At 38.2% G+C, this 13,553-nt stretch carries 10 protein-coding genes; all 10 read right to left on the bottom strand.

What is annotated here, in order from left to right:
• Positions 1–18: 18 nt before the first annotated feature.
• Positions 19–483, bottom strand: a complete 465-nt coding sequence (locus tag U859_RS0123465) for a hypothetical protein (RefSeq protein WP_162800022.1) — start codon at positions 481–483, stop codon at positions 19–21.
• A 147-nt stretch (positions 484–630) separates the two neighbouring features.
• Positions 631–2,079 (bottom strand): glycoside hydrolase family 30 protein, encoded by a 1,449-nt coding sequence (locus U859_RS0123460; protein WP_025145713.1) that lies wholly within the window; start codon positions 2,077–2,079, stop codon positions 631–633.
• Between the two features lie 296 nt (positions 2,080–2,375).
• Positions 2,376–3,791, bottom strand: a complete 1,416-nt coding sequence (locus U859_RS0123455) for a RagB/SusD family nutrient uptake outer membrane protein (RefSeq protein ID WP_025145712.1) — start codon at positions 3,789–3,791, stop codon at positions 2,376–2,378.
• Positions 3,792–3,802: 11 nt separating this feature from the next.
• Entirely contained in the window at positions 3,803–6,715 is a 2,913-nt protein-coding gene (locus U859_RS0123450; protein WP_025145711.1) for a SusC/RagA family TonB-linked outer membrane protein, read from the bottom strand.
• A 291-nt stretch (positions 6,716–7,006) separates the two neighbouring features.
• The gene (locus U859_RS0123440; protein ID WP_025145710.1) at positions 7,007–8,911 is read right to left on the bottom strand and encodes a 7TM diverse intracellular signaling domain-containing protein; all 1,905 of its coding nucleotides are present in this window, start codon (positions 8,909–8,911) and stop codon (positions 7,007–7,009) included.
• A 63-nt stretch (positions 8,912–8,974) separates the two neighbouring features.
• Positions 8,975–10,279, bottom strand: a complete 1,305-nt coding sequence (locus U859_RS0123435) for a sensor histidine kinase (RefSeq protein ID WP_051584759.1) — start codon at positions 10,277–10,279, stop codon at positions 8,975–8,977.
• A gap of 151 nt (positions 10,280–10,430) precedes the next feature.
• Positions 10,431–11,108: a response regulator transcription factor gene (locus tag U859_RS0123430; RefSeq protein ID WP_025145709.1), complete on the bottom strand. Its 678-nt coding sequence runs from the start codon at positions 11,106–11,108 to the stop codon at positions 10,431–10,433.
• 57 nt (positions 11,109–11,165) lie between these two features.
• Positions 11,166–12,365 carry an aspartate aminotransferase family protein gene (locus U859_RS0123425; RefSeq protein ID WP_025145708.1) on the bottom strand — a complete coding sequence of 400 codons (1,200 nt, stop codon included), beginning with the start codon at positions 12,363–12,365 and terminating at the stop codon, positions 11,166–11,168.
• A gap of 70 nt (positions 12,366–12,435) precedes the next feature.
• Positions 12,436–12,876 carry a hypothetical protein gene (locus tag U859_RS0123420; RefSeq protein ID WP_025145707.1) on the bottom strand — a complete coding sequence of 147 codons (441 nt, stop codon included), beginning with the start codon at positions 12,874–12,876 and terminating at the stop codon, positions 12,436–12,438.
• 7 nt (positions 12,877–12,883) lie between these two features.
• On the bottom strand, positions 12,884–13,540 hold the full coding sequence (locus U859_RS0123415) for a hypothetical protein (RefSeq protein ID WP_025145706.1): 657 nt from the start codon (positions 13,538–13,540) through the stop codon (positions 12,884–12,886).
• Positions 13,541–13,553: the final 13 nt, after the last annotated feature.

Raw genomic sequence — 13,553 nt, 5'->3', positions numbered from 1 at the left:
GATTGAGATGACGATGTATTATTTACAATCAATTTTACCAAAGGCCATTGATCCATCAAACTTTAACTTGCTGATATCTTTGTATCTGGTTTCGCCTTTAACTTCCTGCACATCGCCAAAACCTTCAATTAACTGATCGCCTTGCTTTAAAAAGGCTACTTCCCTAACAGAAGTTTGGCCTTCAGACTGAAAAGTATAATTGGCTACAATGGTATCTCCTTTAACAAGTCCGGTTATTGTACCTGCATTTTTATCTTTTTCGTATAAATTATAGCCTAAAGTACCTGTTACCTTATTGTCCACACTTTTTAGCGATAGGGTAGCAGTATCGCGGTTTTTGATGTATTGGTAACATTGAACGGCATCTGTTGCTGTTTCGGCATTGGTTACAATGGTAGAATCTATTTTGGCCTGTGTCTTTTTAGCGGTACCACCCTGGCATGCAGCCATCAATAAAGCGGCACAGCCTAATACTGGAATCATGTTTTTCATTTTCTTATCGGATTGATTTTTTATTAATGAAGCAAAGCGCCTGCCAAAATAAATGGGTGTTGATTGCGAACGGAAAAGTATATAAACTAGAAAGCCCCATATGTACGGGGCTGACTAAACAATTAAACGATAAGATTTTTACCAAACGTAAGTACCCACCGCCCCTTTATCTAAGCTGCTGGTTACTGTTTTGCCGTTGTATTTAATATTGAATGCCGTTTCTGAGTTGTTATTATTGCAAACAATCAATACGTTTTTGCCATCAGGAGTTTTAAAAGCCACATTCTGAAGATTATTTGTAATGTTTGATGCAATCCTCACCGAACCTGGTTTTACAAATTTAGAAGCGTGTGCAATTACATAATAAGCTACATTTCTGCTTACTGCCGGGGCAATGGTAATGGCACCTAAACAAGTAGTACAGCCGCCTTTATCAGTATGTGGGTTGTAGTTTGGATCAGCAGCTAAATTCCATTCCAAAACATTGCGGCTCCAGTTACGCGTTGCGCCAACAATTAAGGTAGACACATGCCATTTTAAATCTTCGGCAAAATTGCCTGGTCCGCCTACCCATTGTTCAGTAAAATAAACATTGCGGTCTGGATGTGCGTTATGCACCTGTGTAAGTGCTGTAATAGGGCCTGCATATAAGTGAAAGGCAGAACCGTCAACATATTTCTTGGCATCAACATCATTTAAAATAGTGATCGGATATTCTGGTTTATCAGCGTTGTGGTCATAAACAATAATTTTAGTTTTGATTCCGCTGTTTTGAAATATTGGACCCAATGCAGTTTTAATAAAATCAGCCTGATCTAAAGCCGTCATATACATACTTGGATTATTGCCTGGATGTAGTGGCTCATTTTGTGGTGTGATGGCATCAATTATAATCCCTTCTGCTTTCATTGCCTGAATGTATTTCACCAGGTATTTCGCATAAGTCTGGTAATATTCCGGTTTTAAACTGCCACCAATAAAAGTTTTATTGGTTTTCATCCAGGTAGGGGCTGTCCATGGTGAACCTAAAATTTTAATTGAAGGATTAATCGCTACAATCTTTTTTAACACTGGGATTAAATCAGCCTGTTCTTTGGCGATTGAGAATTTTGCTAAGTTATCATCCGTTTCTCCGTCCGCCAGATCATTATAGGTAAAAGGCGTAGCGCTTAAATCTGAAGCACCTATACTTATTCTGAGGTAACTTACTGCAATGGCATCATCAGTGCCCGCAAACAGCTCGTTTAATAGCTTATCTTGTGCTGCAGCTGGTAAAGCATTGATCAAACTTGCACTGCCACCGGTTAGGGTATAACCGAAACCATCAATACTTTGAAAAGTTGTGGCTGGATCTACCTCAATAGTTGGATTGTTATTGGTGGAGGTAGAAAAGTTTAAGGCAACGTTTTGCTTTTTTAACAATTGCGACTGATCTCCTTTGGTTAGCCAGAATGCAACATCGGTTTTAACTGGCTCTGTAGAAGTTGGCGGCTCGGTATTTCCTTCGTTTGTTTTAGGGCTTTTGCTACAGGCACAGGCAACAATCAAGATGGCCAGTGCAGTACCCAGGTTGTAAATGGGTTTCATAATTATGGTTTTGGTTAGAGATTTCAGGGTATTTTGCATAGGATAAAAAAAAGGTTTTAAATAATGACAAGAGCTTGTTTGATGAGGTTAATTTCGATTGACGTGTTAAACTTCACTGATAAATCGGGATAAATAGTCTGGGCGCTTTAATATTGTTTTAGTTGATCATTCGACAGGTGCGGATGACAATTTTATATTAAAGTTTAAGTAGACTTGCTTTTGATTTCGCCTGCTTATACACCAGCATTAAGTTATAAAACAAAGGCGACCGTAGCCGCCTCTGTTTTTTATAGAAATTAACGTACGTTAGGATTTTTGTCTAATTCATCCTGTGGAATCGGGAAATATAATTTTGAAGCATTAAGATTATAGTTCAGGTTTGCTCCTGTACCATCAACCTGGGCATTCATTACAGGTATCACCCTGTTTGTTCTTAATAAATCGAACCAACGGTGACCTTCGAAAGCCAATTCTAAACGACGTTCGTTTTCGATTGCCAAACGCATAGATGCCTGATCTGTTGCCGTGGTAACGCCAAGATTAACACGGTTGCGGATCTGATTAACCAACGGAGCAGCTGTTGACCATCCAGAAGCACTTAATTCGTTTACAGCCTCTGCTTTTAATAAAATGATATCAGCCAATCTTAAAATATAGTTATCAGATTTATCATCTGCGCGGTACTTATTGATGTATGGGTAACTTGTTTTAGACCAATATGAATCGCTCCAACCTTCTGATACTACATTGTTGAATTTAATGCTCGACGCTTTACGGATGGCATCACCAGCATCATCAAATGCTTTTGCCAAACTGTTGGTAGGGGTGTTAAATCTTTTCCATCCTGTGCCAACCAATACACTCGGCATCCAGTTTCCGTGTAAACCTCCGTAACCATCGTATTGCATTTCCCAAATGGCTTCAGAATTGTTTTTGTGGTTAGAATCCCACAGGAAATCGTAGTTCGATATTAAAGAATAACCACCACCGATTACTGCATCACAATAAGTATTTACTTTAGTCCAATCGGGTGTAGGTTTACTGGCATATACTTTAGCCAAAAGTGCATTTGCAACACCTTTGGTCATAATGCCTTTGGTAGGACCAGCGACACGGGCATTGGCTGCACCATATTCAAGATCGGAGATGATCTGCGCATAAATGGCATCAACACTTGCTTTTGCCGGATAAAATTCAGCATCGGTTGTAGGTACTTTAACCACCAATGGAACCGAACCCCAGGTTCTCACTAAGTTGAAATACATGTAAGCCCTTAAAATGCTGGCTTCTGCAAGAATCTGTTTTCTGCGGTCGCCTGCATCAAGCTTGGCATCCACAATATTAGGAACGTTTGTTAAAATTAAGTTACAGTTTTTAATATCACTGTACAAAGCATTCCAATCTCTTCCTACGTTGCCGTTTGTAGAGATTACAGTAAATAAATCCAGTTGGATGTTAGCCGGATTATCTCCACCTGCATAAGCATTATCCGATCTTACATCACCATTGGTCATGTAATCCCAGATGTGGAAATCGTTATACATACCATCGTATGCACCCTGAATTAATTTCTCCGCTGCCGCTGCATCTGCAAAAGCTACATCAGGACCTACCTGCGTAATGGGAGTTTGATCTAAGAAATCTTTTTTACAGCTGCTCAATGCCAAAGTAATGGTACCTGCTGCGATTAATGAATATATTTTAAGTTTCATTGTTGTCTGAATTAAAAGCCTACGTTAACACCAAATAAGAAAGTTCTCGATTGAGGATAAGTACCATAATCGATACCCATTGCTGGCCCGTTGGCCGAGTTTACGTTAACCTCCGGATCAAAACCTGTGTATTTTGTAAAAGTTAATAGGTTGTAAGCCGATGCATATAACATTACTTTGCTCATTTTAAGTTTACCTAAAGTGGCTGCACCAAAATTGTACGATAATGTGGTTGTTTTTAAACGCAGATAAGAACCATCTTCAACAAAACGACTAGAAGTTAAGGTGTTGCTGGTATTATCTTTAATTGCTCTCGGAACATCAGTGATCTGTCCTGGTGTTGTCCATCTGTTTAGCACCACAGCCGATTGATTTTTAGAATCGTTCATGCCTTCCAGTTCCATTCTGGATGCATTAAACATCTGGTTGCCCTGAACACCCTGGAAAAGGAAGTTTAAGCCAAAGTTGCCAAGTGTAAATGTGTTGTTAACTCCATAAGTGAATTTAGGCTGTGCCGAACCGATAAAAGTTCTGTCATCTGCATTAATTGTTTTATCACCATTTAAATCCTGATAAACGATATTTCCGGTTTGTGGATCTACACCGTTTGAAACATAACCATAAAAACTGCCTAACGGACGACCGGTAACCACTCTGATAGCAGCATCACGCTCATAAATATCACCGAAATTAATCGAATTCACGTTATCACCTAAGCTGGTTACTTTATTGCGGTTTAAAGAGAAGTTGATATCTGTTGTCCAGGTAAATTTATCTTTTACAAAGTTTTTGGTGGTTAAAACAAACTCTAAACCTTTATTTTCCATATCACCTACGTTTGAAGCGATACTGCCAAAACCGATTGAATTTGGTAAGGGCTGGTTAATTAAAAGGTCTTTTGTTTTCTTTAAATAAGCATCAGCAGTGAAAATCACTCGGCTGTTGAACATCGATAAATCTAAACCAATATTGGTTTGTGTCGTTTCTTCCCATTTTAAACCAGGATTTGGTAATTGAGAAAATACATACGATCCCTGTGTGGTTGGGGTGTACAATTCTAAGTATGAATAATCTCCAATACCTTCGTCATTACCTACTTTACCCCAGCTTGCCCTTAATTTTAAATCGTTGATTGATTTAACATCTTTTAAGAAATTCTCACCAGAAATTCTCCATCCAACTGATGCTGAAGGGAAATAACCATATTTATTTTGTGGACCGAAACGTGATGAACCATCAGCCCTGAAATTGGTGCTGAATAAATATTTACTGTCGTAAGCGTAGGTTAAACGGGCTAAATAAGAACGTTTAGACCAATCTGATGCTGTTGGCAATTGAGGAGGAATTGAAGTGCCATGATCTAAAAGCTGACCATTTGCACCAATGAAATTCTGCTCGTTATAGCTTAACTTGTAATATTTAGATTCTTGTAAAGTCATACCGCCTGTTGCAGTGAAAGCATTTTTACCCCAGTTTTTGGTATAGTTTAAAATGTTTTCGTTTAACCAAACATGGTCGGTGCTGAAATTAGAATTAATAATCCCTTTTTGTGTTCTTCCATAATCTGTTGAATATGGATCTAAAAAGTAAGAATATCTGTTATCGTTGTTGTTGGTACTGATGCTCGATTTGAAAGAGAAATCCTGCGTAAATTTAATTTCAGCAGCAAAAGCACCTAAGAAACGGAAATTCCTGTTCCTGTTTCTTGCAGCGTTTGCATTGGCCACAGGGTTTTCTGATCCACCTTTATAAGGGTTAAATGCATAAGTACCGTTAGCAGCATAAACACCAATGGTAGGAGGGGTAGTTAAAGCAGATAAAATGGTTCCGCCTCTCGCCACGTTAGCATTATCGCTTACATCTATCGAGTTATTTTGGGTAATAGCCGCGTTACCGGTTAATTTTAACCATTTGGTAATGTTTTGTGAACCGTTAAAGTGGATGGTATATTTATCTAGTTTTGCTGGCGATACTACACCTTTATCTTGTTGATAACCTGTTGATAAGGAGTATTGACCACCTTTAACACCTCCGGAAATGGATGCCTGATAACTGTTCTGCGTTCCTGTGCCGAAAGTAAGATCTTGCCAGTCTGTGTTTTGGTTACCTAAACCATTCGTATCATAACCCAATTCTTTCATCAGGGAGATATATTGATCTCTGTTTAACACATCCTGTTTTTGCCAAAGGTTAGAAAAACCTGTAAATGCATTAAAAGTTGCACGGATTTTATCAGATGATCCTTTTTTGGTGGTAATCAGGATTACGCCATTAGCACCACTCGATCCGTAAATGGCAGCAGCCGAAGCATCTTTTAAAATGGTCAAACTTTCAATATCGGTCGGGTTTAAGAAACTCGCATCGCGGGAAGTTACCCCGTCAATAACATACAGCGGACTGTTGGAAGCATTGATCGATGTATTACCACGGATGGTAACTGATACGCCAGATCCTGGTTTTCCTGATTGTGAAGAAATCTGCACACCCGCAGCTTTACCTTGAATAGCCTGCAATGGATTGGTTACAGGTTGATTCTCGATATCTTTAGAAGATAAGGATACTACAGCTGTTGTTAAATCTTTTTTGGTCGTAGTACCATAACCGATTACCACCACCTCATTTAATTGTTGGTTGTCATCAGATAGGGTAACGTTTACAGTTGTACGGCCACTTACCGCTTCTTCTATTGTTTTATAACCAATAAAAGTAAATTCTAAAGTTGAGTTTTGAGGAGCGCTGATCGTATATCCTCCGTTATCTGCAGTAGAGGCGCCCTGGTTAGTTCCTTTCACCTTTACAGATACACCGGGTAATGGTAATCCTTGCTTGTCTTTTACCAAACCTTTTACGGTAATATTCTGTGCCATACTCAGAGAGATACCACAGAGAATACACACCATAAGCAATGTAAACTTTTTTCTCATAATTTTGCTCTTGATTAATATTATATGGGGTAAAGTTAACACCAGATTAATGTTAAATACAAGTATTTTGAATGTTAAATTTAGTGTAACTTCCTGATATTTAGGTTTTTGTGTTAATTTCGATACGCTTTAATACCGCTGTTGAAAAGGCCGTTTTAATGCTGATAATCAGCGTTTAAGTAGCCTGGATAAGCAGTACCGCGGTTGCGGTTTGATACGCTTAAACACCCTTTCATTTTTTGTGAAAAAAGGCTCAAATCAAACAATATTGTGACGGATTAAAGGGGGTAATTACTCGATTACAAGTTGGCTCCAGCCGTTTTTAGCTGATTTTTTCAAAGTTTTCTTCCGGTCATCCATCACTTTTTTAATGCGTGAGCCGAATGTCCAGCAGGTACTTTGCCTTATGGAGAGTAATTCTGATAATTTATGAGAGGAGATTTTCCCTTTTGAAGAGTAGATCAGGAAGATCATATAAAAAGCTTTATTGATCGGTATACGGGTATTGTGGAAAATGGTATAGGTAGTTACCGATTCTTCATAACCACATTTACTGCAGCGACGGCTATGCAGAATGTGCCCTGCAAAATAATGATCATTACTGCATTTTCGGCAGTGGTAACCATTGCTCCATTTTAGTTGTGCCAAAAACTCATAACAGCTTTCCTTATCAGGGTAAATTTTGCTGAACTCTTCAAAATCTACTTCGGTAGACATTACGCGATCTCTGGTTACCTTTTCTACACTGGTTTGGAGTTCTTCATTATCATGCTCCAGCAGCACGTTCATTCTCGAAATTTCTTCTGCCTGTTGTTGTAGAAGCGCATTGGCTTCTTCCAAAGCCTGGTTTTTGCTCTCTATAATTAATGATTTGTGGTAAACCTCGCGGGTGCGTTCTTCAACCTTGCTCTCGAGTTCCTGATTGATGCTATCTTTTAATTTCGCATTTACGGCCATCTGTCTGATGATCTTCTGCTGTGCTTTATCTTTTTTCACTTTCAGGATTCGCACTTTATCACCAATGGCAAAGGATAGAAAAATCATTTCGAGCACAAAACAGAAACTCAGACTGTAATAACTAATGGCACCAAAATTTAGCCAGCCAATGCCCAGCATAATCAGGAATTTCAGTGTAAAGCCTGCAAATAAGAAACTGTAACCCAATACAAAGAAACGGGCAGGTTGGTAGCCTTTTCTGTAAATGTAAATTCCGGTAAAAAAAGCAACTGATAGCGGAACAGCCTCAATAAATTTATAACTGAACAGTGTTTGATCGAACAGATAACAATAAATAAAAAAGATGATCCTGCAAACAATGATACTGAGAATGAACTGATTTAATTTGGGTGCCTTAGCTTTAACATATAAAAGTTCTCTGGTAAACAGGAGGGCAAAAATACTGGTGGCACACAGTGCAAAAGCATAGGCAACCTGGTTCCAGGCGGGAGCATTAGGCCATAAATATTGATAGGCAATTCCATCCGTACTCATTTCGAAAAAGCCAACGCTTAAATTATAGAGTACATAATAGAGGTATTGCTTTTGCCTGATGGCAATAAACATAATGAGGTTGTAGAAACTGAAAACCAGGATCATCCCATAAAAAATACCAAAATAGAAATACTCATCTAAAGCATAGGAAATAAACCATTCGGTGGTTCTCAGTACGATAATGATATCGGCAATTTGAGAGGAGTTGATTTTGAAATAATAGGTCTGTGTTTCATTCCCATCATTTTGGAGTGGAATTTCGAAGTTTTTATGGTGGATGAGCCGTTTATCGAAATGATTGGCATCACCCAAGTTTTCGACAGTATATTTTTGATTGGCCTGAGGAATGTAAGCGGTAATGTGATCGATCGTTTGGTCGAAAAATTCCAGCAGAAATGGTTTATCTGCCTTGTCATTCTGTTTAATTTTAATCCTGAACCAGTATGTTTTGTTGAGTTGTTTGGTTTGCGGCGTACTGGTTAAACTTGCTTTAAATTTTTGATCGAATGCACTGCTTTTAATCTCATCGAATGTGTAGCGGTTGCCAGCATCTTCCAGTACCTCAATTTCTTTAAAAGTAAAGATATGCTGAGGTACAGAATCCTGCATTTCTACTGTTTTCTGTGCTTTCGCGCTAGAAACAGAGAAGAATAACAGGATAACAGCGAAATAGGGAAAACGCTTTAAACAAGTTGATGCCAGCATGATTTGCAAAGGTACAAATTTGTAATGATGTGGTATCAATCAGGTTATCAGCCGAATTTCATTTTAAAAAATTAACGAAATGCTGGTCCCTGCATGTTCTATGGATTTAACATCGACCATAATTTTATGGAATTTGGCAATACTTTGAACTATGGCTAGTCCTAAACCGAAGCCATTTTCTTCACTGTTTCCTCTTTTAAAACGGTCAAAAGCATTTTCTACCAGCTCTGTACTCATGCCTGTTCCGGTATCGCTGATGGTGAGTATGTAATTTTCAGCTTCCGTTTTATCGGTAATGGTAATTGAGCCGCCTTCAACATTGTATTTGATCGCGTTATTGATAATGTTGATCAAAAGTGTGTGTATTAAGGCCTTATTGCCCGTAAAATGGAAATCTTTGGCGAGATTGGCCTGATAAGTGATGTTTTTATCGATAATGCGGTCTTCCAGGTCTTCGTGAATATCTGTTATTTCCTGTTTGAGGCTGATTTCTTCGGTTTTTAAGTATTGATTATTTTCTACTTTAGAAATCAGTAATAAACTATTGATAATCAGCTTTAAACGGTTCAATGTTTTTAGCGAAGCATAAATTTTATTTTCATGCTCTACCGGAATATCTGGTGTGTTGAGCATATTCTCAAACCGTGTACTTAAAATGGAGATGGGTGTAAGCAATTCGTGTGAAACATTGGCAATAAACTGTTTTTCTAAGGCGAAAAGTGTGTTTATTTTTCGCATCAAAGAATTGATGCTGTTATCGAGAATTTTAAAATCGTTGGTGCTGGTTGGGATATTCTGATAATTGTAATGGGAGGGATCATCAACGAGGTTGATTTTTTTATCAATGATGAGGTAAAATGGTTTCAACAAGAAATTGGAAAAGGTAAAGTCGGCAACCAAAGTAATCAGCAGGGCAGCCACCAATACAATCAGCATGTAAAAACGGATTGAATTTTTAATCGACTGGAGGGTAGTCATCGTTTCTCCAATTTCGAGGTTGTACCAGTTGGTATGATAGGAAAATTTATAGTTAAGGATCCTGTAGACTTCTATATCGCCTTCAATTTCCCTTTTTTCGGTAAAAACCTTGGCACTGGAGTCTTGCTGGCTATCGGGAATGTCGGTTAAAACAATAAATTCTTCCTTTAAAATGTTATAATCGGTAAATGATTGTTGTTTATTTAAAAGACTATCGATCTCATCATCATTTAAATGCTCGATAATTTTATTTTTCTTTTTTATTAAACGGTTATCGAGCTGGTTATAGGCTAATCTATCTAACGAAAACAAAATGATTGCACCTAAAACCAGGATGATCGCAATTTTGGTTACCGCATTATATAAAGAAAACTTAACCTGTAACTTCATTTAAATGGATGATGTTTGATGTAAAATAGATGAGGGTTCATTAGTCATTCGTTCATTCGTTCATTAGTCATTTGTTCATTGGTTGGTTAATCTGTTAACTGTTTAAATCGGTTAATTGACGCTAGCCGCCAAACGCACAACCCAAAACGCACTAACAATTAATCCTATATCCTATACTTCTTACTGTTTCAAACCAATCAGTAGGACTTAAGGCCGCTAGTTTTTTACGTAAATTTTTAACGTGCACATCAACAAAGTTCGAATCAGAATTCACCTCTAAAATATCGCCCCATACGTGTTCTGTTAAGCTCATGCGAGATACTACACGGTTTTTATTCAGCACCAGGTAGTTGAAGATCTCGAATTCTTTTTTGGTAAGGTTTAATCTTTCTTCGCCAAAAGCAACGGTTCTGTTCTGGATGTTAAGCAGAAAATCATGGACGTTGATTTCGTTTTTCTCCAGCTTATGTTTCCTACGCGTAATGGCATGCATCCGTGCCAAAAGCTCGTTCAGCGAAAATGGTTTCGGCAAATAATCATCTGCACCTTCATCAAGGCCTTTAATCCGGTCGTCTACCGCACTACGGGCTGTTAAAATGATTACCGCATCATCACGGTCTTTGGTACTTTTAAGCTGCTTCAAAATATCAAAGCCATCGCCATCAGGCAAGCCTAAATCGAGTAAAATGAAATCGTAACTGTTAACAAATATCTTTTCTTCCGCAGAAGATTTTTTCCATGCATGTTCAACAATAAATCCTTCTTTACTCAAGAATTCATCCATTTCAAGCGCCAGGCTCTTTTCATCTTCAACTATGAGTACGTTCATTTTAGTTAATGTTTTTTATCGTTATAAGCTTAAATTTTAATCTTTCAACTTTAGTCTTTACGCTTTAGTCTCTAAAACTAAGTTAATATTTTTTAAGATGATTGCACAGGCTTCCTCAATTTCTTCTTTGGTGATGATTAAAGGAGGAGCAATGCGCATAGAGTTACTGCAATGTAAAAACCAATCGGAAAGCACGCCATTTAAAATACAGGCATCAATGATTTTTTTATTGGTTTCGAAGTTTTCAAATTCAACCGCTAGCATTAAACCTTTTCCTCTAATTTCTTTAATGGCAGGGTGTTTTAGGAGTTGTTTAAACAGTTGACCTTTTTCTTCAACCTCATCAACAATGTGACGATCAACTAAGGTCCGTAAAGTGGCCAAACCAGCTGCACAACAAACCGGGTGACCGCCGAAAGTAGTCATGTGGCCCAAAATAGGAGTGTGAGATAATACCGACATAATTTCCAGCGAACTGATAAAGGCACCGATTGGCATGCCGCCACCAATTCCTTTAGCTAAAAGTAAAACATCGGGTACCACATTATAATGCTCAAAAGCAAACATTTTGCCGCTGCGGCCAAAACCTGATTGTATTTCGTCGAAAATCAATAAAGTTCCGGTTTCATAACATTTTGTTCTTAAAGCCTGCATATAACTTAAATCGGCTACACGGATTCCGGCTTCACCCTGGATGGGTTCTATAAAAACCGCCGCAGTTTCTGTTGTGATTTTTTCGAGATCAGCGATGTTATTGTGTTCGATAAAACTTACATGGGGCAAGAATGGACCATAGCCGGATGAATAAAAATCGCTTTCCATTAAACTTTCCGCACCCTGGGTACTGCCGTGATAAGCGTTTTTACAGGCAATAAAACCTTTGCGGCCGGTATAACGTTTGGCCAGTTTCATAGCGCCTTCTACCGCTTCTGTTCCTGAATTTAAAAAATAGGTACAGCTTAAACCAGGCGGCAGAATATCGGCAAGGGCCTTGGCGAAATTCACCTGCGGACTTTGCACATATTCGCCATAAACCATCAGGTGCATATAGGTTTCGGCTTGTTCTTTAATCGCTTTAACTACAGCAGGGTGGCAGTGGCCAACATTGCTCACGCCAATACCGGCAATAAGATCTAAATGTTTTTTATCTGCAGCATCGTATATATAAACGCCTTTTGCCCTAACAAATTCGAGCATAAGCGGTTCTGGAGAGGTTTGTGCATTGTGTTGTAAAAACAACTGACGTTGGGTAAGCATGGCACAAAAGTACGGAAATGATAGAGTGCTTTAAAACAAAAAAGACTTACAGTAATGTAAGTCTTTTTTATTATTGCCTTTGTCCGCCTTTAAATCTATTAAGCAGCTCCCGTTTAAAACCTTCCTGAGCCCTGTAAAACTTGCCTACTACTTTAATCGGTAACGATGATTTAAGTTTGTTGTAATATTTTTTATCCAGGTTGAGGTCTTTCTGTTTAAAATCGAACTCACTGGTAATTAAACTTTGCACCTGTGCATCCGTTAAATTGTCTATTTCGGTTGTTTTACGGAAAGAGATCATTTTTTGCATACGCTCTTTGCGCAGAGCATTTTGCTCTTCCTGCATATCGTTATAAATCGGCCAGAAAATTTTAGCCTCTTCAGGTGATAAATCCAGTTTTTGGGTAAAAAAAGCTATTTTAAGTGATTCTATTTCTTCTGCCTTTGGTCTTTGGGCCAAAAGGGTAGTAGGTAGTAAAAACATTAAAGCGACAAAAAGTAAATTCTTCATTTCTTTATTAATTATTTAGTTCCTGAGATAAATCGTTTGATGAGAAATTGCTCAGGATGTAGTTTTCCATTTCTGTATCTGACGCAGAAGTAGTTTTGGTATTTGATGATGTGGTATTCTGAGCTTCTAAATGATCAATAATTGTACTTTCATCAATGTCATATAATAGTTGCTCGTTCACGGCCTCTGCAGATTGTACTTGCTGAACTGTGGTTGTTGACCCATTCTGGTAAAAATAAACCCCAAATGAAGCCATTAAAACGAAACATGCAGCACTTGCGTATTTAACCAGGTTGCGTCGCCATAAAGGGATAATCCTTGCTTCTTTTTTAGGTTCTGATGCTGCAATCCTATCTGTAATTCTACTTTGTAAAGTATCAAAGTAATTTTCGGGAACTGCAAAAGTATTTTCTACCTTAGGTATTTCTGCCAAAGCAATGCTGGTTTCTATCCGTTCCGTTAATTCTTCAAAATAATTCTGCGGAACTTCAAAATTATTGTCACTGGTTTTCTGTTTTAATCCGTCTAAAAAGACAGCAGAAGAAATGGCCTCATCACAATTTTCGAAATATCCATCAGGAACGGAGAATGGATTGCGTTTGCCCATTGCCGCGAGGGTAGGGGCTTCGTTTATCCAATCGTTATTTTCTATATTTTCGTTCATCACAGATGTATGA

Origin of the sequence: Pedobacter jeongneungensis (genome assembly GCF_000633455.1) — a bacterium.
Taxonomy (GTDB): Bacteria; Bacteroidota; Bacteroidia; order Sphingobacteriales; family Sphingobacteriaceae; genus Pedobacter; species Pedobacter jeongneungensis_A.
The sequence above is the reverse complement of the archived record's forward strand: the minus strand, read 5'-3'. Positions and strand labels throughout refer to the sequence as shown.